Source organism: Raineya sp., from assembly GCF_053497555.1.
This window is the reverse complement of sequence record NZ_JBRCWE010000062.1, coordinates 37,275-59,554: the sequence shown is the minus strand read 5'-3', so window position 1 is coordinate 59,554 and position 22,280 is coordinate 37,275. Positions and strand designations below refer to the sequence as shown.

The window sequence follows — 22,280 nt, the reverse complement described above, 5'->3', positions numbered from 1 at the left end:
AGATGCAAAGACGTAACTACTCCAATTAACTATATCCCCATAGCAGATGCGGTAAGGTTTAAGAGTTTATATCCTTGATAGGATTTTTCAAAAATTAGCGAAGCCTTCATTGAAAATGAGGGCTTCGTAAGCTAAACCTGTAAATTAGAAAAAACACCTTCCGATAAACTTTTTTGGTATTATTCCTGATGCAAAAAGCTTTTTATTTTCCCGAGCTGAATTGAAAATGAATATCTTAAAAGTTATTTCACCTTGTCATACAACATAAAGCCGCGACTGAAAAATTTAGACAACTTTCAAACAATATATTCCTTTTGGCAGTTTTGAGGTTGGTTTTCTAAATTTTTTAAGGCTATGCGATTTTTTTATGTTTTTCTACTTACTTTCTTTTCTTTTTCTGCTTTCTCACAATCCAAAGGTATCATTTTAGGTTCTATCAAAGATAGAAACACCCAAGAACTTTTAGTAGGTGCGGTTATCAAGGTTGAAAGCACCGAAATAGGTGCAATATCTGACGAAAATGGTAACTTTCGTTTAGAAATAGCCACAGGAAGCTACAATATTACTGCTTCGGTAGCGGGCTACAAAAGTCAAACCAAATACAACGTTGTAGTAACTTCGGGAAATGCTCAGATTCTTAATTTTGAGTTGGAAGATGAGCAAAACATTGAAGCCGTAGAGGTTACCGAAAAAACCTCTAAATCAGCTTCAGCCGCAACATTGGAAACACCTCTTTCGGTGCAGAAACTTACCACAGAGGAAATACGTAGCAACCCAGGCGGAAACTTTGATATTTCTCGTGTGATTCAGGCTTTGCCCGGCGTAGGCGGAACAGCAGGTTCGGTAGGAGGCTTTCGTAACGATATTATCATTCGTGGTGGTGCCCCTAACGAAAATGTGTATTATTTAGATGGTATTGAAGTGCCTATTATCAATCATTTTGCCACCCAAGGAGCAGCGGGCGGTCCTACGGGCATTTTGAATGTTTCTTTTATTGAAGATGTAACGCTTAGCAGTTCGGCTTTTCATGCTCGCTTTGATAATGCACTTTCATCAGTGCTTGAATTCAAGCAAAGAAATGGAAACCCTGAACGCTTTTCGGGTAATATCCGACTTTCAGGAACAGAGCTGGCTACTACTCTTGAAGGTCCTTTGTCTAAAAAAACAACTTATTTGGCTTCCGTGCGTAGGTCTTACCTGCAATTTTTGTTTGCGGCACTGGATTTGCCTATTCGCCCCAATTATTGGGATTTTCAGTATAAAGTAAGTAGCCAACTGGATAGCAAAACTACCCTTACGGCTATTGGATTGGGAGCTATTGATGAGTTTTCCTTTGGTGTGCCTCGCGAGTCTGATGTTACCAAAGAGTACGTTTTACGCTCAAATCCTGCTATCAATCAGTGGAATTATACGACAGGCTTTGCACTCAGAAGGCTTATTCCCAAAGGTTACGTAAATATTGCTTTGAGCCGTAATATGTTTGAAAATCGTTTAGATAGATTTGAAGATGCTCAATTTGGTGATGAAAGTCGCAGAACTTTACGGGTACGTTCTCAGGAAATTGAAAACAAACTGCGTATAGATTTCAACAAAAAAGATGGTACTTGGAAATGGAGTTATGGAGGAGTTTTGCAATATGTCAAATTTAACAATAACTTTTTCAATCGTTTTCGTAGAGAAATTCGTGATGACTTTGGTAATATCATTCAGCCTCAAATTGATATTTTCGCTAGCTCTGCAATTGATTTTTTCCGTTTAGGCTTTTTCGGTCAGGTAAGCAAAACCCTTGACCGCTGGGGCATCTCTGCGGGTTTGCGTAGCGATATGAATACTTTTACTGATACAGGTTTGCAGTTTTACAGAACGCTCTCGCCACGCCTTGCTCTCTCGTATCAAATCAATGAACAATGGTTTGCCTCGGCTTCAGTGGGGCGTTATTACAAAATACCCATTTACACGGTATTGGGTTTTAGAGATGAGCAGGGCAACTTTGCCAATAGAAATTCGCCTTATATTGCTAACAATCATTTTACGGCAGGTGTTGAATTTATGCCCAAGCCGAGCTTGCGTTTTACATTGGAAGGTTTTTACAAAACTTACGAAAACTATCCTATTTCTTTGCGTGAAGGCGTTTCTTTGGCAAATCAGGGAGGTAATTTTGGAGCAATCGGCAATGAGCCTGTAAGCCCTACGGGCAAAGGCAGAACCTACGGAATAGAGCTTTTTGCACAGCAAAAACTAGTAAAAAATTTGTTTTTTACGGCTTCTTACACGCTTTTTTGGTCTGAATACACCGACCTCAATGGTAAGTACATTGTTTCGGCTTGGGATACAAGACATTTATTTTCAGGGATTTTGGGTAAAAAATTTGGAAAAGGTTGGGAAATGGGCTTAAAATATCGCTATCAGGGTGGGGCACCCTTTACGCCTTTCGATTTGGAAGCCTCACGCCGAAATTATTTAAGTATAGGCGAAGGTATTTTAGATCTTTCGCAATATAACACACAACGCTTAGGAGCGTTTCAGTCTTTTGATTTCCGTTTGGATAAGAAAATCAATTTCCGCCGTTGGACTTTGGATTTGTACCTTGATGTAGTCAATGCTTTTGTACTTCCCAGCCCCGCTTTCCCACAATATACCTTTCAGAGAACCGCTGATAACTCGGGCTTTGCTACTACCGATGGGCAACCCATACGCATAGACGGCTCTAATGCAATTCCTGTGATTTTAGAAAACAACGACCCTACGGTACTTCCTACAATTGGGTTTATTGTGGAGTTTTAGATACGGCGAAGCCTTCGCTTGAAGCGAAGGCTTCGCCGTAAAAAGTAAAAATCAAATTGCTTACTCTCTGCCTATGGCTTTGATTTTCTTATCCATTTCTGCTTTTTTATCTTTCATTCCGAGTGTTTCGTAGCAGGCACGAAGCAAATCCATTATATCAAAGTCGTTGGGTTTAAGCTGGTCTGCTTTTTCAAGCGGTGGAATAGCCTTTTTGATTTCATTATCCACAATGGTATTGTATTCACGAGCTTTTTGCTGTTTTTTGGGGTCTTTCAGTTCTCCTGTAAGTCCTTCGGCTTCTTTTTTCTTACGAATTTCCTTTTCAACCTCAACAGCTTTGTTCCAATAAGCATAGCCTAAAAGTTTCCAGAAATCAACGTCATTGGGAAATTGCTTGACTGCTCTTTCGTAAAACTCAATCAAATTGTTTTGTCCTCCATTTTTGATTTGCTGTTCGTACAATTCTGCCGCAAGCCCCCAGATTTGCTTATCGTTAGGATATTGCTTGATAGCTCCCTCCAAAATTTCAATCGCTTTGGCAGTATTTTTTCTTTCAGCGTGCAGGTATGCCATTTGCAATTTGGTAACTTTCTTGGTAGAAGGGTGAAAGTTCATTTTTTCAATTTTTTCGGCATAGGCTAAAAATTTGTCGTAGTTTTTGGTTTCCCAAGCCAGAGCCGAAACATACGTAACAGCCACAGTATCCATAGGGTTCGCCTCGTGAGCTACTTCAAAAGCTATCAGGGCATTTGCCAAGTCTTTTTCTTTGGAATTGTACAAATTTGCTCCCTGATTGATAGCACAAGCGTACAACTTGGTTTTGATAGCATTTTCAGCATCTTTGTAATATCCTTTTTGGTTGGGTTCAAGTTCCATTGCTTTCCGATAGGCTTGCAGAGCAGTACGAGCCGCATTTTTATCTAAATTAGCAAAATTGGGAATAGGGCTTTGGGCAATGGCACTATACACCTCTCCTTTCACAAACCAAGTTTTAGATTTTTGAGCGTCTTTTTCGTTCTGCAAGGCTTTATCTATGGCTTCTTTGGCTTTATCCAATTTTCCCTGCTCCAAATTGACCATCGCAGAACCTACCTGTGCCTGAATTTGATACACAATCACCAAACTCAAAAAGCTGACTATCCAAAACATTTTTCTCATAAAACAACAAATTTTGAAGTAATACACAACGCTTGCAAAGCTAACAAAACATTCCTCAAAAAACAAACGAAAAAATTTTACAAATATTTTTGCAATTTTGTTGCAAATTAAAATTTTATTATGCAACTTTGTTGCACAATAATTCCTTCCCTGCACATCACAAAGCAAGGAAGCGATGATGTTGTTTTATTAAGACGCAAAGAAGTTTCCTGTTTGGGAAACTTTTTTGTTTTAAGGCGAAAAAATTTTTTTTCTTTCCAAAAATCTTTCCTAAAATATGTAAATTGCAAGCCAAACTAAAAATTTGTTGTATGGAAGACAATTCAAAAAAAGACCATTTTTGGGTAGGCTTACTCGTAGGTGCGAGTGTAGGGGCTATTTTGGGTGTTCTTTTTGCCCCCAACGAAGGCAAAGTAACACGCAAAAAACTCACGTATCAGCTCAAAAAAATGCGTGAGCAACTTTTAGAGTTTCTCAAAAAGCTCAAAGAAGGCAAAGAAGAGCATATCAGTATGGCAAAAACCAAAGGCGAACAAGTAGTAAATGAAGCTAAAAATAAAGCAGAAACCCTTTTGAAAGACGTAGAAAACTTAATGGAACAAATCAAGCATAAAGAATGAAAACCGTAACCCTCATACCCGGTGATGGGATAGGAACAGAAATTGTAGAAGCCGTTCAGGAAGTATTTCAGGCGGCAAATGCCCCTATCCAATGGGAAGTACAAATCGCAGGCAAAACTGCCTACGAAAAATATGGCGAACTAATGCCAAGTAGCCTTTTAGAATCTATTGAACGCAACAAAGTAGCCCTCAAAGGTCCCGTAGAAACCCCTGTAGGTGGTGGATTTAAGAGCATCAATGTTTCTTTGCGTCAGAAATATGATTTATACCAAAATGTGCGTCCTTGCAAAAATACAGTAGGCATCAATACGCGTTTTACAGATGTAGATTTAGTGCTTTTTCGTGAAAATACCGAAGGTTTGTATTCAGGCTTAATTTTGTATGATGAACGCCTGCAAATTGTAGATTCTATCAGCCGTATTTCAATGAAAGGCTGTTTGCGTATCGTGAAAGCGGCTTTTGAGTATGCCAAAAAGTACAAACGCAAAAAGGTAACCGTAGTTCATAAAGCCAACATTCTCAAAAAATCGGGTGGAATGATGCTGGAAGCGGCACAAATCGTTTCCAAAGACTACCCTGATGTAGAATGGAACGATAAAATTATTGATAATATGTGTATGCAGTTGGTTACCAAACCCGAACAATTTGATGTAATTGTTACTTCTAACCTTTTCGGCGATATACTATCCGATTTGTGTGCGGGTTTGGTAGGCGGCTTGGGGGTTGTACCCGGTGCAAATATTGGTGATGAAGTCGCTATTTTTGAAGCCGTGCACGGCACTGCTCCTGATATTGCTGGCAAAGGTATTGCCAATCCTACGGCTATTTTGCGTTCTGCTATTATGATGTTGGAATATTTGGGCGAAAATGAAGTGGCTAAACGCATTGATACGGCTTTGGATAAAACACTTGCCGTAAAAGATCTATGCACAGGTGATTTGGGCGGAAAAGCCAATACCAAAACTTTTACCCAAAATGTAATTGCAAATCTTGCATAATGAACGTTTTTTATGAAAAAAGCAACTTTATTTTTTCTTTTCTTTTGGGCAATTACCACAAGCGGGATTGCCCAAAAAATTACCGATTTTGAAGCTACCACCATCACAGGCGAAAAAATTAAGTTCAGCGAACTGAAAGGTAAAATCGTTGTCTTAAATTTTTGGTTCAAGGCGTGCAAACCTTGTTTGATGGAAATTCCTTATCTGCAAAAACTTACAGAAAAGTACAAGGATAAAAATGTAGTTTTTCTTGCACTCTGCACCGATAGCGAAGAAACACTGAAAAATTTTCTGACTACCGAAAAATTTGAGTACAAACACATTGCCAATGCCCGCTCCATTGCCCAACAATGGGGCGTACAAGGCTATCCGACCAATATCGTAATAGACGAAAAAGGCAATATCGTACTCAATGAAAAAGGACTGATGATTGTTAATGGTGCCCCTAAAACTCCACAAGTGATTGATGCCAAAATTGAGGAGTTACTGCAAAACAAGTAAATCTTTTTTGAGAAGTATCCTGCAACTTGAAAACTATGCAACTATTTTCCAAATTGCCCGAAGTAAAAACAACCATTTTTACGCAAATGAGTGCTTTGGCAAAAGAGTATGGGGCTATCAATCTTTCGCAAGGCTTTCCCGACTTCTCGCCGCACCCCAAACTCATTGAAGCCAAAAGCAAAGCAATGAAAAAAGGATTTAATCAGTATGCTCCTATGCAAGGCTATGAGCCTCTACGAGAAAAAATCGCTGAAAAAATCCAAGAAACCTACCATTTCACTTGTAACCCTGCTACAGAAATAACCATTACTGCGGGTGCTACCCAAGCTATTTTTACAGCTATTATGGCTCTGCTCAATCCTGATGAGGAAGCTATTCTCATAGAGCCTGTCTATGATAGCTATTTGCCCGCCATACGTCTTTGCAAAGGTGTTCCTAAATTTGTGGAGCTTAACCCACAAGATTTTTCCATTCCTTGGGGACAGGTCAAAAAACTGATTTCCAAAAAAACCAAACTCATTCTCATCAACTCCCCACACAACCCCACAGGTAGCACGCTCAAAAAGAAAGATTTGCAAGAATTAGAAAAACTCACCAAAGACACAGATATTCTCATCATCAGCGACGAGGTGTATGAACATATCATTTTTGACAACCAACCTCACGAGAGCGTTTTACGCTATCCCGAACTTGCCAAACGTAGCTTGGTAGTATCTTCTTTTGGCAAAACCTATCACGTTACAGGCTGGAAAGTAGGCTACGTAGTTGCCCCCGAAAATTTAATGAACGAATTTCGCAAAGTTCATCAGTACAATGTTTTTTGTGTAAATCTGCCTGCACAAGTAGCTTTTTACGAAATTCTGAAAGAAAAGAGCCTTTACCAAGAACTTGGTGCCTTTTACCAAGAAAAACGCGATTTTTTTCAAAATCTTTTGCAGAATACACGCTTTGAACTAAAAAAAGTGGAAGGCACATACTTTCAGCTTGTTTCTTATGCCAAAATTTCGGAAGAAAAAGATACAGATTTTGCTATCCGTATGACCAAAGAGTTTGGAGTAGCCCCTATTCCGCTGTCAGTTTTTTACAACAAACAAAACGACCATAAACTTCTGCGTTTTTGCTTTGCCAAAGAAAATGAAACGCTGGAAAAAGCGGTAGAAAAATTGGCTAAAATTTAGTTGTAGTCTCAATCCACTCACAAACTAATTCAGCAAGTATTTTTGCCCCTACACTATTGAGGTGAATGAAGTCTGTAACTGTATGAAAGCCGTGTGTTTGAGCAATTTCGTCCCAGGTTCTACCTAAAATGTATCGCTGAAACATTGCAAGTTCAATAAGTTTGTGGTTTGGGTGATATTGCTTGCGAGTAGCAGGCTTTTGCTCCAAAAATGCTACGTGTTTTTCATAAAAAGGCAAATAAGCTACCTGATACTTTTGGGCAGTTTTTTTCACTACTTCTACATATTCTCTGATGTGTGTGTGGGCTTTATGATGCAGGTTTTCGCCTAAAACAGGCATTGAAATAAGTGCTATTTGGGCAGAAGTTTCATTTTGCAGACGTTCTACGATTTTGCAAAGATTTTCTTCATACCAAAAAATTGTAGCAGGTTGTGGAAGTTTTTTCAGTTTCTGATAAACCGCCTGATTTTCTTTGAAAAGCGTAGCATTGGCATCATTTGTACCAATAAGTATGCTCACAAATTGTGGCTTGCAAGCAATAATTTCATCAAGTCTTTGCAATAGATTGTAAGCCAAATCCGCATTTACTCCTGCATTGATATACTCATAATGCTCGCCAAGTTGTTTAGCTACCATTTCGGTATAATTGGCACTCATATTGCCACAAGTGAGGCTATCTCCTGCAAAAAGAATACGCTTTTTTTCTGTAAATTCTTTCTTTTGTAAAAAGTTTTGAGGACTATTAGGGGCTGTTTTGAACAAAAAACGATACAAATAAGCATAGACCACAGCACCCGCTACAAGCAAAACGAGCAAAATTACAGCAAGCAAAAGTAAAGCATTCATTAGATTTTTATTTTGCAAAACGCTTTTAGAACAGAAAAAGTTGTGCTAACGCAAAAGAAGTACATTGCCCGCTTTTTGAGGAAGTGGTGAGCCATCTGAAAATTTCCCCTGAATAGTCCAGATGTACATTTCTTGGGGCTGAGGAACACCCTGAAAAGTGCCGTCCCAACCTGTATTCATAGCTTCTGATACATTGCGAGTCCGATACAGCAGTTTTCCGTTTCTATCATAGATGCTCCACTCTATTTCAGCAATATTTTTTCCCATAACCCTCAAATAGTCGTGTATGCCGTCATTATTAGGGCTAAAAAGTGTGGGTAAGAAGAAATCCTTTTCGCTATCATCAACAACCACCCGCACGGTTCTCACTACGCTACACCCTTCGGCATTGGTGATAGTTACCTGAAAAGCCGTATTTTCTGTTACGATAGCTTGCGTAATAGCTGAATTGGGCGAGGAAAGCCCTTCCGAAGGTTGCCACTGATACAATACGCCACCATTGGCTTCTAATGTAAATGGAACATTTCTGCCTATACGAATTTCAGCAGGAGGCAAGGTGGGGTTAGGTAATGGATTTGCAATAATTTCAATAGCCGTTTTTTCGCTTTCGCAACCCGCTTGCCAAGCACTCACATACAAAATAGTACTCTGCGTAATCTGGATACGAACCGTGTCTGTACTGATGACCTGCCCTATGGCATTGGTAATAGGATTAGGATTGCTACCTCTGTACCAACGAAATTGCGTAGCAGTAGGGTGAGTAACCCTCAACAAAACAGAACTACTTGCACAGACCGATAAATTTGCTTGGGTGCTTTGCGGCTTTGCCAGAGTGGTACGAAATTGCCATACAGAACTATCGTAGATACCTTCATACACTGCCCCTGCCGAGGTTTTGAAACTTCCAGGGTCAATGGTTATGTAATATTCCCGAAAAGGCTGTAAGGGCTGATTTATCAAAAAAGAAACTGCCTGCCCACTAATAAGTACCCGAGAACTTTGCACAGGAATTAGCTCGTGTAGCGTATTTGTCGCTTTTTCATAAATTCTGATTTTTCCCGAAGGACTTGCCATTACAGGAGCAGAAAGCGTAATTTGAAAGGTGTTTTGTTGTAAAGAAAGGCACTGCGTATTGGGAGCAGGGTTAAAACTTTGATGCGTAACAAGCCCATTGGCAATAGAAAAACGCCAATCGAAGGCATCATCAAAGCCTGCAAAATCCTGATTGAGCATATTTTTGAAAGCACCTGAGGAAATCAGAACATAAACCACCTGATTGAAAGAAAGCGAAGCAGGCATTACTATTTCTGCCGAATTTCCCGAAACCGTAATACAACTGCAAGTAATTGGAATGAAAAAAATTTGATTGTTACTCGTAGCATCAAAAATTCTCACACTACCCGCAGTGCCTTTTTGGATATTTTCGTTGAAATAAATTTTCAGGCGAACATTACTGGGAACTGATGTAGCATTCCGAGCAGGAAATAACAGCGTATCCGTAGGTAAAGCATTTGCCACAAACCCTTCAAATAAAAACAGACACAAATATAGTAGCCAAAATTTTTTCATTTTGTAGTGGGATTTTTAAGCCTTTTCCATTGATACTTCCAAAGTCCAAAAGGTAAATGAATTATGATGAACTCAAAGCAATTTCCCAAAAGCAAACACTTTAAGTTGTTGAAAGCCAATTTTTTTTTCAGATTCAATAAACCTTGCAAAGATGGATAAGTTTTTTAGAAAGCGAAATTTTAGTATTTTTGTGGAAAAAAACAAGTATGCCCGGGCGTTATATCAATCCTTTTACTGATTTTGGTTTCAAAAAAATTTTTGGAACAGAAGAAAACAAAGACTTACTCATTGATTTTCTGGAAAGTCTATTACCTGAAAAGGGTAAAATCAAAACGCTAAATTTTCTTAAAACCGAAAACTTGGGCAATACCACCGAAGACCGCAAAGCCATTTTTGACCTTTATTGCGAAAATGATAAGGGTGAAAAGTATATCGTAGAACTACAAAAAGCAAGACAACTTTATTTCAAAGACAGAAGTCTTTATTATGCCACTTTTCCTCTGCAAGAGCAAGCCACCACTGGCGACTGGAACTTCAAACTCAATGCAGTTTATACCATTGCTCTAATGGATTTCACCTTTGACGATACCCACCCCACACAATACATTCACGATGTGCAACTGATAGAAAAGCATACAGGAAAAGTTTTTAATGAGAAATTGCGATTTATTTATATTGAAATGCCCAAATTTGAAAAGCAGGAAAAAGAGCTGAAAAATCATTTGGATAAATGGCTTTACGTGTTAAAAAATCTCACCAAATTAGACCAGATGCCTCCCAAAGTGAAAGAAAGGGTGTTTTCAAAGTTATTCCGTACCGCTGAAATTGCCAATTACTCGCCCAAAGAAAGAGCCGCATATATACAAAGCGAAAAATATGCTCGCGATTGGAAAAATGTTTTGGAAACAACGCTTTTAGAAGGTATGGAAAAAGGATTTCAGGAAGGGATTGAAAAAGGCATTGAAAAAGCCAAAGAAGAGGTTGTTCAAAAAGCTATCCAAAAGGGTTTTGATGATGAAACTATTGCAGAGCTAACTGGAATTTCCAAAAAAGAAATTGCTACAATCAGAAAAAAACTCAATGGTTGAGATTCAAAATGTATCGCTTTCGTTTGGGCAGAAAAAAATTCTTGAAAATATCAACTTTCAATGCCTGCAAGGCGAGCTAGTTTGTATTTTAGGTAGAAACGGAACAGGGAAATCTTCTTTGCTTCAATGTATAAGCGGTTTTCTGAAATTTGAAGGCACAATCAAGATTTTTCAAAAAAATATTCAGGAACTTTCTGCAAAAGAAATCTCCCGAACCATCAGTATTGTACTCCCCAATACGCCTGTTTCTGCTTATGCTCTCAATGTCTATGAAACTATACTGCTGGGCAGAACCCCCCACCTGAACTGGCTCGCCCAAATGCAAGAAAAAGATACCCAAGCCATACAAGAAGCTATCCAAAAAACGGAAGTACAAGCCTTGTTAAACAAAAATCTGCAAAATCTCAGTGATGGCGAAAGACAAAGGGTAATGATTGCCCGAGCCATTGCCCAAGATACCCCTGTAGTAGTGGCTGATGAACCTACTGCTTTTCTCGACGTATATTTTAGGAAGCAAATTTTACAACTATTCCAAAGAATTGCCCAAGAAGAGCGTAAATGTGTACTGCTTTCCACACACGAAATTGACCTTGCTCTTGAATACGCAGATAAACTTTTGCTTCTTAACAACGAAAAAAAGTATCTTTTTTTAAGCTATTGGCAAGCAGAGCAAGTTTGGGAGTTTCTTGAAAGGTAAAAAGCCTTTTAGTTTGTAAAAATCTGCAAGTATGAAAAGATTTTTTTGAAAAAAGAATAATTTTTGAAAAAATTTTCGTAACTTGCACCCGAATTTGTGCTTCGTATCTATTCTAATCTTTTCGTCTATGTCAAAACTTCGTATTTTGTACGTTGCCAGTGAAATAGCCCCTTTTCTCCAAACCAGCAAAGTAGCCGATTTCGTCAGACACATTCCACAAGCTATGCAAGAAAGGGGAATGGAAATCAGAATTTTGGTGCCTCGCTTTGGTACAATCAATGAACGTAAAAATCGCCTCCACGAAGTTGTCAGACTATCGGGTATCAATATCTCGGTAGGTGATGAAGAAAAACCGCTCACTATCAAGGTTGCCTCTGTACCCAATGCTAAAATGCAAGTCTATTTTATTGATAACGAAGACTATTTCCACCGAAAATCTGTTTTTGTTGATAAAGACAATCGCTTTTTTGAAGATAATGACGAAAGAGCAATATTTTTCTGCAAAGGTGTTTTAGAAACTATCAAAAAATTAGGCTGGGCTCCCGATATTATCCACTGCAACGACTGGATGACTAGCTTTATCCCAATGTATCTGAAAACTACCTATCGCAAAGACCCCATTTTCCAAAATACCAAATCTATTTTCAGCATTTTTGATAACCATTTCAACCACCAGTTTGGTAAAGATTTGGCAGAAAAAGTAAAAATGTTGGATATTGATGATGCCGCCGTAGAGCATCTTTCTCAAGCTACTTTTGAAAGCATCATCAAAACTGGCATAAAATATGCTGATATGGTGATAAGTGCCGAAGAAGAATACAGCGAAAAACTACAAAACTTACTCAATGAAATTAAAAATGAGTGTATCATCAACCACTTGCCTTTTGGAAGCTCAGAACAAAGCCAAGCACTATCAGACTCATACTTCAACCTTTACAATGAACTTAGTAGCCGTTAGAAAATTATTATTTTTGTGTTGCTTTGCTCTACTATGGAGTGCCTGCAACAAATCCACCACTATCGGAAGTGAATTACAACCCCAAAATCTTGGGGTTATTTTTACGGATACCGTAAGCATTGAAACTTCTACCATATTTTTAGACAGCATCGCCACTACCAATAGAGAAATTATTTTGGCAGGCGAATACACCGACCCTGTACTGGGGCACATCAAGGCGGCAAGTTTTTTTAATGTTCAGCCTTTTAATAAAACTTTTACCTTCGGAGCAAATCCACAATTTGTTTCAGCAGTTTTTTCGCTTCCTATCAATTTTGTTTATGGCGATAGCTCACAAGTGCAAACTCTTTCGGTGCATCGTCTTACAGAAAGAATTAACCCAGGCCGCGTCTATTACAATTATGATATGCTCAACTACGAAGCTACTCCTGTGGGTTCATATACTTTTTCAGGAACACAGGCTTCGGTTTTCGGAAAAATTGAAATACCTCTTTCCGATACTTTTCGTGATGAAATTGTAAATTTAGTAAATCTGAACGCCAACGACGAACTTACCCAAGCCGAGCTTGATGCTTTTGTCAAAGGTTTTGCTTTGGTGTCGCAAGGCGGAAATGCCATTTGGGGTTTTCGTGTAACAGACGAAATTCCTGCCGCCATTGAAATCAAGTTTATCGGCGATAGCGGTAGCGAACAAATTTACCGAATAGTAATTCGTAATGCAGTTTCAGCGGAAGATGTGAGTAATGAACGCTATAATTCACAGCGTTTCAACCACGTTTCTGCCAACCGCACCAGCACGCCACTGCAAACACTCACAACTGCTTACCAAACATTACCTTCATCTGCAACCAACGAACAAACTTTTATCCAAGAATCTTTGGGTATTCGTACAAAAGTTACTTTTCCCTACCTCAAAGAACTTGTAAAAGATAGAACCATCGCAATCAATAAGGCAGATTTAGTGGTATATCCCGTAGAAAATTCACATAATCAGCTTTACAAGCTACCCCGCCGTTTGGATATGCTTCGTCTTGATGAAAATGGCAAACTTATCAAATATTTCTTGCGTTTTGCTGAAACTCGTTTGGGGCAAGGCGTTATCATTCAGGATACCTTAGATGCACGGATTCAAGCAGAAGGGAATAACCCTTTTGGGTTTGATAAGCCTTTTGCCGCCACCTTCAATAGCATCAGCAATAGCTATAATATGGAAATTACCACATACCTGCAATATGTACTCAATGGCTTAAACCCTCGTTACAAAGGAGTGAATAAATTTGCTAATTCAGGTTTTATTCTTTCTTCTGATTTGAGCAATACAGCCGTTTACCGAATGATTGTGAGCAGTCCGAAACGAGCAAACCGAAAAATGCAGTTAAGAATATTTTATACCATTGTCAAATAAAACCAAAATTTTTAGTGTATGTGTGGCATTGTTGCGTATGTAGGCGAAAGAGAGGCATATCCGATTATTATTAGCGGATTGCAAAAACTGGAATATCGTGGTTACGATAGTGCTGGAATAGCTCTGCTTAATGGCGGATTGAATATTTACAAGAAAAAAGGTAAAGTAAAAGAACTTGCCGAACTGCTTGAAAAAGAAAAAGAACATTTGCACAGCAATATAGGTATAGGACACACTCGCTGGGCTACTCACGGCGAACCCAATGATACCAATGCTCACCCGCATTATTCTGCCAATAAAAATATGGCAATGATACATAATGGTATCATTGAAAACTATGCGGCTCTCAAACAAGATTTGATGAGCAAAGGCTATGAGTTTCGTAGCGATACTGATTCAGAGGTTTTTATCAACCTTATAGAGCATATCAAAAACCACGAACAATGCTCTTTGGACGAAGCCGTAAGACTCGCTATGACACAAGTGGTAGGAGCTTATGCCATTGTTATCATTTCCAAAGAAGATAGTACACAACTTGTTGCGGCACGCAAAGGTAGCCCTTTGGTGGTGGGTGTGGGCGAAGGTGAATACTTTTTGGCTTCTGATGCTACTCCTATTGTAGAGCATACCAAAAAAGTAATCTATCTCAACGACCAAGAAATTGTGGTAATTCGCAATGGCAAATTGCAAATCCGTACTATTGAGGATTTACCCATTACTCCCTACATTCAAACGCTGGATTTGGAGCTTTCACAAATTGAAAAAGGTGGCTTTCCGCATTTTACACTCAAAGAAATTTTTGAGCAACCCAAATCGCTACGCGATGCTATGCGTGGGCGTATCAATGCCGAAAAAAATCATTTGGTTTTGGGGGGCTTGATAGAATATCAGCAAAAACTTATCAATGCCGATAGAATTATTATCTTGGGTTGTGGAACTTCTTGGCACGCAGGGCTGGTAGGCGAATATCTTTTTGAAGAGTTTGCACGTATTCCTGTGGAAGTAGAGTATGCTTCAGAGTTTCGCTATCGCAACCCAATTATTCGCGAAGGTGATGTGGTAATTGCTATTTCCCAATCAGGCGAAACTGCCGACACCCTTGCGGCAGTGGAACTTGCCAAAAGTAAAGGAGCTATTATTTTCGGTGTTTGTAATGTAGTAGGTTCTTCTATTCCGAGAGCTACCCACGCAGGAGCATACATACACGCAGGTCCCGAGATAGGTGTAGCCAGTACCAAAGCCTTTACAGGGCAAATTACAGTGCTTACAATGATGGCTCTTATCATAGGCAGAGCCAAAGGTACTATCACAGAGTCAAAATTTCAGGAACTTATCGCCGAACTTACAACTATCCCTGATAAAGTTGAATACATACTGCACAAAGTAGATAGCCAAATCAAATATATCGCCGAAGAGTTCAAAGGGGCAAGAAATTTCTTGTATTTGGGCAGAGGCTTCAATTTCCCTGTGGCTTTGGAAGGAGCTTTGAAACTAAAAGAAATCTCTTACATTCACGCCGAAGGCTACCCCGCCGCCGAAATGAAGCACGGACCCATAGCCCTGATAGATGAAAATATGCCTGTTGTTTTCATTGCTCCCAAGGATAGCACCTACGAAAAAATTGTAAGCAATGTGCAAGAAATTAAAGCCCGCAAGGGTAGAATTATTGCTGTTGTCAATGAAGGTGATGAGGAAATCAAAGATTTAGCCGAATTTACCATTGAAATTCCGCAAACCCACGAGGCATTCTCGCCTATTCTTACCGTGATACCTTTGCAGTTGCTTTCGTATTATATTGCCACGCATTTGGTTGAAGATGTAGATAAACCCCGCAATCTTGCCAAATCGGTAACGGTAGAGTAATGACAATAATATAGTAATCGTTTTTAGCATAAAAGCATATTCACTATCACCTTTTAATTGTAAGCCAAAAATATAATAAAAAATGTCACTTTTTAACGAACTTTTGAATTTATCTCAGGAGTTATCTGAAAAAATCAAGATACTCAAATCAAAAGCGGCAAATTTGGGGAATGAAATTATTAAACCAATGAGTTATTATAAGGGAGAACTTTTTGAAAATTATGTTGAAGAAAAATTATTCCCCGCTGAAATGTATGACCTAATTAGAAGAACTGATACATATGAAAGAAATAAAAAACGCTTTGCCAAAAGCACTCTTGAACCTGATAGAATTTTTGAAACTAAAATAGATGACAAATTAGATGACCAATTAACCATAAACAATAAACCATTAGTATTTGGTGTGGAGTGCAAGTATAGAAGTAAACTTAATAATAAAGGGAGATTGGAGTGGGCAAAAAACATAGAACAATTAAACACTTACAAAATGTTTGATAAATCATACCCTGTATTTATCATAATTGGATTTGGCGGTACATCTGATAACCCTGACAAACTGTATTTTTTTCGTGTAACAAATGAAAAATACATCCATATAGACATAAATAGACTAGAAAAATATTTTATACGCAAAGAAGCGATAACATATAAACTTCTAAAAGAACATCTCAAGGATGGTGAATCTGGTAATAATGTATAGTAGCAAAGAATATAGTGATTTAGCTTATACCACTGAATTTCTTGAAATACGTTTTTGAATAAAATAAAAGACTTATTAAACATTTAGATTTTTCTCTTTCAACTTAAAGTGTCAAAATTCAATATTCACTTATACTCAAAAGTAAAATCTATATTTGAGTCACAACAATCATAAACAAACAACCACATCTACTTGCTTGATGTGGTTATCTTTTTATCCAAAATATTCTTAAACTTATGCCCACTTTTGAAGACCTAAAACTCAATCGCCAACTGCTCAATGCCATTGCAGAGGCAGGCTACCAAGAACCTACCGAAATTCAGGAAAAGGCTATTCCTCTGATACTTGCAGGACACGACATTTTGGGTATAGCCCAAACAGGTACAGGTAAAACTGCCGCTTATACTTTGCCTCTGCTGATGAAACTCAAATATGCCCAAGGTTTCGCTCCCCGAGCCTTGATACTTGCCCCTACTCGTGAGCTTTGCTTGCAAATTAAGGAAAATGTGCAAACGCTTGCCAAATACACAGATTTGCGTGTGGTAGCTATATTTGGAGGCAAGGGTATAAAACCTCAATTAGAGGAAGTAAAACAAGGCGTAGATATTCTCATCGCAACGCCGGGCAGATTTATGGATATTTACTTCACCAACGAGCTTGCTACCAAAGAAATCCGAACACTTGTGCTTGATGAAGCCGATAGAATGATGGATATGGGCTTTATGCCACAAATTCGTAAAATTTTAGAAATTATTCCTGCCAAAAAACGTCAAAACCTACTTTTTTCGGCTACAATGCCCGAAAAAGTTATTAAACTTTCAGAGGAGTTTTTAGAGTTTCCGATGCGAGTAGAAATTACTCCACAAGCCACTCCTGCCGAAACCGTAGAACAATTTTTGTACGAAATCCCTAATTTCCGAACCAAAATTGAACTTTTGCAGTATTTTCTTATGCAAGAAAATTGTCAGAAAGTAATCGTTTTCACCAAAACCAAAGAAAATGCCAATAATATTTACAAATTTGTAGCCCGCAAACTGGGCGAGGAAAATGTAAAAGTTATCCACGCCAATAAAGACCAAAATGCCCGCCTCAATGCTATTGAATCTTTCAAAAATGATAATATTCGGATTTTAGTAGCTACTGATGTCGCCGCCCGTGGCATAGATGTAAGCCACGTGAGCCACGTTATCAATTTTGATGTGCCTATTTTGTACGAGGAATACGTACATAGAATAGGACGCACAGGCAGAGCCAAACATACAGGCGTAGCCATTACATTTGCCAACGAAGCTGAAATGTATCATATCGGCAAAATTGAGCAAATTATCAAAATGAGCATTCCGAGAGCTAAAATTCCTGCGGAAGTAACTATCTACGAAACTCCTTTTGAAGAAAAGCAAGCCATAGCCCGACAAATTGATGCCCAAAAACGCAAAGAAAATCCTGATTTTCAGGGGGCTTTTCACGAAAAAAAACGCAGGAAAAAGCCTAAAAATAAAAAACGAACAAAGTGATTTCAAGGGCAAGCAGCCCCTATTTTGCGATAATACACGAGTTCTCTTTGTGGCAAAAGTTCAGGATAGGCGATTTGGATAAGGTCTCCGAGTACCTCTTCGGGGTGAATAACAGCTCGCTCCCAATAATCATTGCCTCCTTGTGCAGAAAGTCTTTTTTGTCTATCGTAAATTTCGCCTTTACGTACTGCTTCTATCTGTTTGTATTCACAAAAGGTTTGGGCATTGAGCTGGGCAGGAATTTCTGCATTGAGCCAAAGCGAAGCATCGGTAAATTTACTAAAAACCAATTCCCTGCTAAGTTGCAAACTGCCTTTGCCCGTATCAGAAGCAAAAGCATAGTCTAAATTTGCATCTTTGAGAAAAACTGCTCCAAAACTCTTGCCCGCAGGTACATACCAAGTTTCTTTTTGAGGTACGCCCAAAGCTACTTTACGAGGCTTTTCTACCTTTTGAGCCAAGTTTTTCAGTTTGTTATACTCTTTTTCAATGTTTTCAAAAAAACTATTCGCTTCCGTTTCTTTTTCCAAAAGCAATCCAAACATTTTTATCCATTCGGCTTTGCCCAGAGGGTGTTCTTCTAGCCACTCGGCATTGGGCAAAATGGCAACACCCGCCTCCTGAATTTTTTGATATACCCCCATTTTGGTTGCAGGCATAGCCGAAACCATTAGCAGATTGGGTTGTAAGGCTATGATTTTTTCAAACTCCAAACTTTCCTCGTTCAGGGCAGTTATTTTGCCTTGCTCAACCAATTTTTGTACCGCTTCTGAATATACATATTGCAAACTATTGCTTGCCACCAAACAATCCAAACTACCCAAAGCCTCCAAAGCAGGAATATGCGTAGTAGAAGTGCTTACAAGGCGTTTAAGCGGTATTTGAACAAAACTCAAACGCTGTAAATCTTGGGGAATATCTTGCTTGCTTTTTGCCAAAACATATCTTAAAGTATCTGTTTTATCGTTGAAAGGACGCGTAACGTACAAAATCACATATTTTTCGCCTTTCTCCCAAAAAAAGCCTTTGGCGTATTGAGGAACAATCTTTCCAAGTTTTTTCTTGCTTTGCGTTTCGCCTTCTTGTATTTTGCAAGAAGTAAGCAAGTAAAAAACAAACACAATTATCCAAAATTGCCGAAAAATCATAACAAAGCGGTTTGAAGTAAAAGATTTCCGCAAAAATAGCATTTCGGATAATTTTTTTTGCATTTTCTCAAAATTCTTGTATGTTTGTACATAAAGCCCTTTTGTTATGCTCAAAGGAGAATCTATTGGTATTCGCAAATATGCTTTGCTTGATGAAACAGGCGAAAAGTTATTTACTTTGGAATACGAAGGTTTGCTTTCGTTCAAAGCTCACGCCTACTTGGAGCAAGAAAAGCAGATAGATTTTGAGCCACAAGGTTTCTGGGGACACGAGGTGCTGATGCTGAAAAACAACGAACAAATTGCCTCTTACAAACTCAATTGGCTTGGCAATATCAGTCTTGACTATCAGGGCAAAAACTTTTCAGTTCGCTACAAGGGTTTTTGGAAGCCTAAAATTCAGGTGCAAAACGAGCAGAAAAAAACTTTATTAGAAGTTTCGCCTCGCTTCAAATGGGGCAAACTTTCTTATGAATACGATTTTGAGATTTTGGATAAAACAATGCAAGCAGATGCGGAATGGCTGGCTTGTATGTTTTATGCGGTTTTGTACCTTTCCAGTTTTATGAATGGTGTTTCGGGGGGTAGCGGAGTGTATGGATAACTACTTTTGCCACAAAATCCACCAAATACCATACTGAAAGCCCCAATTATTGCGTCCTGTACGTCCTACGCTGGGTATGCTATAACTGGCAAATATCTGCTCGCCCCGAATAGCAGGTTTGAACTGATAACGCAAACAATACCCCATCAGAAGTTTTTTCCATATTCTTGCTTTGAGTTCCATATTCAGCTCTATCCAAGTAGCTTGCAAATTTTGCCGAAAGGCAATCGGCTCGTTGCCAAAAATAGAACTTTGCAAAGTTGTTTGCATTTCTTCTTTGTACCAAGCATTTCCAAACCGCAAGCCTACCGCAAAAACATCTACTTTGCTTTGCTTATGCAAAAAATTGTGCATCCAGCCCAAACGTAAAATACTTGCTTCTGTGAGATATGTAGCTTTTTGAGCCTCTTTCCGACTTGCCCAAGTAAATTCGGCAACGAGAAGGTTTTTGTTCCGAAAGGCAAAATCAGTATTGAAGTGCAAGGCAAACTTACTCGTAGCAAGTCTTTGTCCTACTCCTATCAAATCCAGCCCCGCTCTCAACGAGAGTGTATCAAGAATTTTTGCATTTTTTTTCTTTACAGAAAATTTTTTTTCATTAAAAAGCACTTTTTTGGAGCTATCGCTCTGCAAAAGTGTATCTTTTTGTGCCAAAGTTTGCAAGGAGAGAAGCAAGCTAATTGAAAAAATAAAAAATTTCCAAAGAAACATTGTTCTGTTCGTTTTTGAGCGTGAGCGAATCAAAGGTGTGGTATAAAACACGGGTATTCTGATATTCGGTACGGACACCGCATTGTGGCGAAGTCAGCAAAATTCGGCGTAAGTAGCCTAAAAGTAAAGTATCTTTTCGTAAAGTATCGCCCCTACGATAATGAAAAATATAACTTATGGTATCTTGTAAGGGGTTGTAAGGCAGACGAACAGCCCGTAAAGAATCGCCTGCTCTTTGAGGTACAAATAAAGCAGTATCAAAGCCTTGCGGTTTGATAAATTTCAGAAATATAAACGTATCTCTCAGCACAACCGAATCCCGATTGAACCTATCTTTGAATTTTATTTTTTGCTTAAAATTTACAACAGCAGGAACTTCTATGGCATCGGCACAAATGGTTTCCAATCGCACACAAGCACACATAGCAAGCCCGAAAAGCCCTATCCCAAACATCAGACGGAGTATTTTCATAGTTTTATCGCTTTTCTGCAAATTTACAAGGATTTTCACAATACGCTTTTGTTTAGCATAAAAGATTTTTGACTAAATTGCCACGCTAAAATTATACCAAGACCGAAAAGTTCATAACTTTTTAGATATTTCAAAGCATTTTGCATTAGAAAAATGAACTTCAAACCTACAAGTTTATGCGTATAAATTTCATTGAAGAACTGCGTTGGCGAGGAATGTTGCACGACTTTATGCCAGGCACCGAAAAACTTTTAGAAAATCCTACTTCGGGCTATATCGGTTTTGACCCCACAGCCAGCTCTCTGCATATTGGCAATTTGGCAACCATTATGCTTCTCGTACATTTTCAGCGGGCAGGGCACAAGCCTTTTGCTTTGGTAGGCGGTGCAACAGGTATGATTGGCGACCCTTCGGGCAAAAGCGAGGAAAGAAAGTTTTTAGATGAAGAAACGCTACAAAAAAACCAAGATGGCATCAAAAAGCAATTGCAAAAGTTTTTGGATTTTCAAGGCTCTAATGCCGCTGAAATGGTCAATAATTATGATTGGTTCAAAGAAATGGGCTTCTTGGAATTTTTGAGAAAAGTAGGCAAGCACATCACCGTGAATTATATGATGGCAAAAGACTCCGTAAAAAATCGTTTGGGCGAAGGTGGTGGCATTTCTTTTACCGAATTTAGCTACCAACTTCTGCAAGGCTACGATTTTTATTGGCTTTACAAAAACAAAAATGTCAAACTTCAAATGGGCGGCTCCGACCAATGGGGCAATATTACCACAGGCACCGAACTTATCCGCCGAATAGAGGGTGGCGAGGCTTTTGCCCTTACCACTCCCTTGCTCACCAAAGCCGATGGCTCTAAATTTGGCAAATCGGAAAGCGGAAACGTTTGGCTTGATGCCTCAATGACCAGCCCCTACAAGTTTTATCAGTTTTTTATCAATCAAGCCGATGCCGATATGCCTCGCCTGATGAGGGTTTTCTCGCTCAAAACTCAAAACGAAATAGAGATTTTAGAAAATGAACATTCTCAAAGCCCTGAAAAGCGTATCTTGCAAAAGGCTCTTGCCCAAGAACTCACAGAACGTATCCATAGCACACAAGATTTGCAAAATGCAATGAGAGCCTCCAATATACTTTTCGGCAAAGATGTAGTAGAAGACTTGAAAAAACTTGACGAAAAAACGCTTTTGGAAGTATTTGAGGGTGTTCCGCAGGTGCAAATCAGTAAAGATAAACTTTCTGAGTGTAAGAATGTGGTTGATTTTCTTGCGGAAGCAGGCGTATTCAGCTCAAAAGGAGAAACTCGCAAGGCGATACAAAACAATGCCGTGGGTATCAATAAAATCAAAATTACCTCCCCCGAAGCTATCCCCACAGATTTTGAACTATTACAAGGAAAATATATTTTAGCACAAAAAGGTAAAACCAATTACGTGCTTATTCAGGTTATTTAAGCATTTTT

General features: G+C 38.8%; 20 protein-coding genes. 14 read left to right on the top strand and 6 right to left on the bottom strand.

All coding sequences use genetic code 11. The features are described 5' to 3' along the window. The first annotated feature begins 354 nt into the window (after positions 1–354). Positions 355–2,784: a TonB-dependent receptor gene (locus tag ACWITO_RS08140; RefSeq protein WP_448529499.1), complete on the top strand. Its 2,430-nt coding sequence runs from the start codon at positions 355–357 to the stop codon at positions 2,782–2,784. A gap of 60 nt (positions 2,785–2,844) precedes the next feature. Here the strand turns inward: ACWITO_RS08140 and ACWITO_RS08135 are convergent, their stop codons facing one another. After that, positions 2,845–3,942: a tetratricopeptide repeat protein gene (locus tag ACWITO_RS08135; RefSeq protein WP_448529498.1), complete on the bottom strand. Its 1,098-nt coding sequence runs from the start codon at positions 3,940–3,942 to the stop codon at positions 2,845–2,847. Positions 3,943–4,253: 311 nt separating this feature from the next. Between ACWITO_RS08135 and ACWITO_RS08130 the strand changes: the two genes are divergently transcribed. The 4 genes from ACWITO_RS08130 to ACWITO_RS08115 are packed head-to-tail and all read left to right on the top strand — an operon-like array spanning position 4,254 to position 7,239. After that, positions 4,254–4,562 carry a YtxH domain-containing protein gene (locus ACWITO_RS08130; protein ID WP_448529497.1) on the top strand — a complete coding sequence of 103 codons (309 nt, stop codon included), beginning with the start codon at positions 4,254–4,256 and terminating at the stop codon, positions 4,560–4,562. Then, positions 4,559–5,560 carry an isocitrate/isopropylmalate dehydrogenase family protein gene (locus tag ACWITO_RS08125; RefSeq protein ID WP_448529496.1) on the top strand — a complete coding sequence of 334 codons (1,002 nt, stop codon included), beginning with the start codon at positions 4,559–4,561 and terminating at the stop codon, positions 5,558–5,560. The genes ACWITO_RS08130 and ACWITO_RS08125 overlap by 4 nt, the downstream gene beginning before the upstream one ends. 12 nt (positions 5,561–5,572) lie before the next feature. Further along, entirely contained in the window at positions 5,573–6,061 is a 489-nt protein-coding gene (locus ACWITO_RS08120; protein ID WP_448529495.1) for a peroxiredoxin family protein, read from the top strand. A 35-nt stretch (positions 6,062–6,096) separates the two neighbouring features. After that, positions 6,097–7,239, top strand: a complete 1,143-nt coding sequence (locus tag ACWITO_RS08115; RefSeq protein WP_448529494.1) for a methionine aminotransferase — start codon at positions 6,097–6,099, stop codon at positions 7,237–7,239. On the opposite strand, the gene ACWITO_RS08110 is transcribed toward ACWITO_RS08115, so the two are convergent. Both ACWITO_RS08110 and ACWITO_RS08105 read right to left on the bottom strand, forming a co-directional pair. Further along, the gene (locus ACWITO_RS08110) at positions 7,229–8,086 is read right to left on the bottom strand and encodes an SGNH/GDSL hydrolase family protein (RefSeq protein WP_448529493.1); all 858 of its coding nucleotides are present in this window, start codon (positions 8,084–8,086) and stop codon (positions 7,229–7,231) included. The genes ACWITO_RS08115 and ACWITO_RS08110 overlap by 11 nt on opposite strands. Before the next feature lie 45 nt (positions 8,087–8,131). Further along, the gene (locus tag ACWITO_RS08105; RefSeq protein WP_448529492.1) at positions 8,132–9,655 is read right to left on the bottom strand and encodes an Ig-like domain-containing protein; all 1,524 of its coding nucleotides are present in this window, start codon (positions 9,653–9,655) and stop codon (positions 8,132–8,134) included. 206 nt (positions 9,656–9,861) lie between these two features. On the opposite strand from ACWITO_RS08105, the gene ACWITO_RS08100 reads away from it, so the two are divergent. From ACWITO_RS08100 to ACWITO_RS08070, 7 genes are all read left to right on the top strand, one after another. Further along, positions 9,862–10,743 carry an Rpn family recombination-promoting nuclease/putative transposase gene (locus ACWITO_RS08100; RefSeq protein ID WP_448529491.1) on the top strand — a complete coding sequence of 294 codons (882 nt, stop codon included), beginning with the start codon at positions 9,862–9,864 and terminating at the stop codon, positions 10,741–10,743. Continuing rightward, positions 10,736–11,440: an ABC transporter ATP-binding protein gene (locus tag ACWITO_RS08095; RefSeq protein ID WP_448529490.1), complete on the top strand. Its 705-nt coding sequence runs from the start codon at positions 10,736–10,738 to the stop codon at positions 11,438–11,440. The genes ACWITO_RS08100 and ACWITO_RS08095 overlap by 8 nt, the downstream gene beginning before the upstream one ends. 127 nt (positions 11,441–11,567) lie before the next feature. Next, positions 11,568–12,398, top strand: coding sequence for a glycogen/starch synthase (locus tag ACWITO_RS08090; RefSeq protein WP_448529489.1), 831 nt, complete (start codon positions 11,568–11,570; stop codon positions 12,396–12,398). Further along, positions 12,298–13,803 carry a DUF4270 family protein gene (locus tag ACWITO_RS08085; RefSeq protein WP_448529488.1) on the top strand — a complete coding sequence of 502 codons (1,506 nt, stop codon included), beginning with the start codon at positions 12,298–12,300 and terminating at the stop codon, positions 13,801–13,803. The genes ACWITO_RS08090 and ACWITO_RS08085 overlap by 101 nt, the downstream gene beginning before the upstream one ends. Before the next feature lie 18 nt (positions 13,804–13,821). Continuing rightward, complete coding sequence (glmS, locus tag ACWITO_RS08080) at positions 13,822–15,666, top strand: glutamine--fructose-6-phosphate transaminase (isomerizing) (protein ID WP_448529487.1); 1,845 nt, start codon at positions 13,822–13,824, stop codon at positions 15,664–15,666. An 82-nt stretch (positions 15,667–15,748) separates the two neighbouring features. Beyond that, entirely contained in the window at positions 15,749–16,366 is a 618-nt protein-coding gene (locus tag ACWITO_RS08075; RefSeq protein ID WP_448529486.1) for a hypothetical protein, read from the top strand. Positions 16,367–16,602: 236 nt separating this feature from the next. Then, a complete protein-coding gene (locus ACWITO_RS08070) occupies positions 16,603–17,880 on the top strand; it encodes a DEAD/DEAH box helicase (RefSeq protein ID WP_448529485.1) in 1,278 nt (425 codons plus the stop codon). Positions 17,881–17,882: 2 nt separating this feature from the next. On the opposite strand, the gene ACWITO_RS08065 is transcribed toward ACWITO_RS08070, so the two are convergent. Then, the gene (locus ACWITO_RS08065) at positions 17,883–19,028 is read right to left on the bottom strand and encodes an ABC transporter substrate-binding protein (protein WP_448529484.1); all 1,146 of its coding nucleotides are present in this window, start codon (positions 19,026–19,028) and stop codon (positions 17,883–17,885) included. A 106-nt stretch (positions 19,029–19,134) separates the two neighbouring features. On the opposite strand from ACWITO_RS08065, the gene ACWITO_RS08060 reads away from it, so the two are divergent. Next, on the top strand, positions 19,135–19,632 hold the full coding sequence (locus tag ACWITO_RS08060; RefSeq protein ID WP_448529483.1) for a hypothetical protein: 498 nt from the start codon (positions 19,135–19,137) through the stop codon (positions 19,630–19,632). Here ACWITO_RS08060 and ACWITO_RS08055 read toward each other — a convergent pair whose 3' ends face one another. Next, positions 19,633–20,286: a DUF6048 family protein gene (locus ACWITO_RS08055; protein ID WP_448529482.1), complete on the bottom strand. Its 654-nt coding sequence runs from the start codon at positions 20,284–20,286 to the stop codon at positions 19,633–19,635. Positions 20,287–20,308: 22 nt separating this feature from the next. Further along, positions 20,309–20,854 (bottom strand): DUF6452 family protein, encoded by a 546-nt coding sequence (locus ACWITO_RS08050; protein ID WP_448529481.1) that lies wholly within the window; start codon positions 20,852–20,854, stop codon positions 20,309–20,311. Positions 20,855–20,997: 143 nt separating this feature from the next. Between ACWITO_RS08050 and tyrS the strand changes: the two genes are divergently transcribed. Then, a complete protein-coding gene (tyrS, locus tag ACWITO_RS08045) occupies positions 20,998–22,272 on the top strand; it encodes a tyrosine--tRNA ligase (RefSeq protein ID WP_448529500.1) in 1,275 nt (424 codons plus the stop codon). The last annotated feature ends 8 nt before the right edge of the window (positions 22,273–22,280 follow it).

What these genes read in the sequence shown, in the direction of transcription:
- ACWITO_RS08140 (WP_448529499.1), top strand. Translation starts at nt 355, where the DNA reads ATGCGATTTTTTTATGTTTTTCTACTTACTTTCTTTTCTTTTTCTGCT.
- ACWITO_RS08135 (WP_448529498.1), bottom strand. Translation starts at nt 3,942, where the DNA reads ATGAGAAAAATGTTTTGGATAGTCAGCTTTTTGAGTTTGGTGATTGTG.
- ACWITO_RS08130 (WP_448529497.1), top strand. Translation starts at nt 4,254, where the DNA reads ATGGAAGACAATTCAAAAAAAGACCATTTTTGGGTAGGCTTACTCGTA.
- ACWITO_RS08125 (WP_448529496.1), top strand. Translation starts at nt 4,559, where the DNA reads ATGAAAACCGTAACCCTCATACCCGGTGATGGGATAGGAACAGAAATT.
- ACWITO_RS08120 (WP_448529495.1), top strand. Translation starts at nt 5,573, where the DNA reads ATGAAAAAAGCAACTTTATTTTTTCTTTTCTTTTGGGCAATTACCACA.
- ACWITO_RS08115 (WP_448529494.1), top strand. Translation starts at nt 6,097, where the DNA reads ATGCAACTATTTTCCAAATTGCCCGAAGTAAAAACAACCATTTTTACG.
- ACWITO_RS08110 (WP_448529493.1), bottom strand. Translation starts at nt 8,086, where the DNA reads ATGAATGCTTTACTTTTGCTTGCTGTAATTTTGCTCGTTTTGCTTGTA.
- ACWITO_RS08105 (WP_448529492.1), bottom strand. Translation starts at nt 9,655, where the DNA reads ATGAAAAAATTTTGGCTACTATATTTGTGTCTGTTTTTATTTGAAGGG.
- ACWITO_RS08100 (WP_448529491.1), top strand. Translation starts at nt 9,862, where the DNA reads ATGCCCGGGCGTTATATCAATCCTTTTACTGATTTTGGTTTCAAAAAA.
- ACWITO_RS08095 (WP_448529490.1), top strand. Translation starts at nt 10,736, where the DNA reads ATGGTTGAGATTCAAAATGTATCGCTTTCGTTTGGGCAGAAAAAAATT.
- ACWITO_RS08090 (WP_448529489.1), top strand. Translation starts at nt 11,568, where the DNA reads ATGTCAAAACTTCGTATTTTGTACGTTGCCAGTGAAATAGCCCCTTTT.
- ACWITO_RS08085 (WP_448529488.1), top strand. Translation starts at nt 12,298, where the DNA reads ATGAGTGTATCATCAACCACTTGCCTTTTGGAAGCTCAGAACAAAGCC.
- glmS (WP_448529487.1), top strand. Translation starts at nt 13,822, where the DNA reads ATGTGTGGCATTGTTGCGTATGTAGGCGAAAGAGAGGCATATCCGATT.
- ACWITO_RS08075 (WP_448529486.1), top strand. Translation starts at nt 15,749, where the DNA reads ATGTCACTTTTTAACGAACTTTTGAATTTATCTCAGGAGTTATCTGAA.
- ACWITO_RS08070 (WP_448529485.1), top strand. Translation starts at nt 16,603, where the DNA reads ATGCCCACTTTTGAAGACCTAAAACTCAATCGCCAACTGCTCAATGCC.
- ACWITO_RS08065 (WP_448529484.1), bottom strand. Translation starts at nt 19,028, where the DNA reads ATGATTTTTCGGCAATTTTGGATAATTGTGTTTGTTTTTTACTTGCTT.
- ACWITO_RS08060 (WP_448529483.1), top strand. Translation starts at nt 19,135, where the DNA reads ATGCTCAAAGGAGAATCTATTGGTATTCGCAAATATGCTTTGCTTGAT.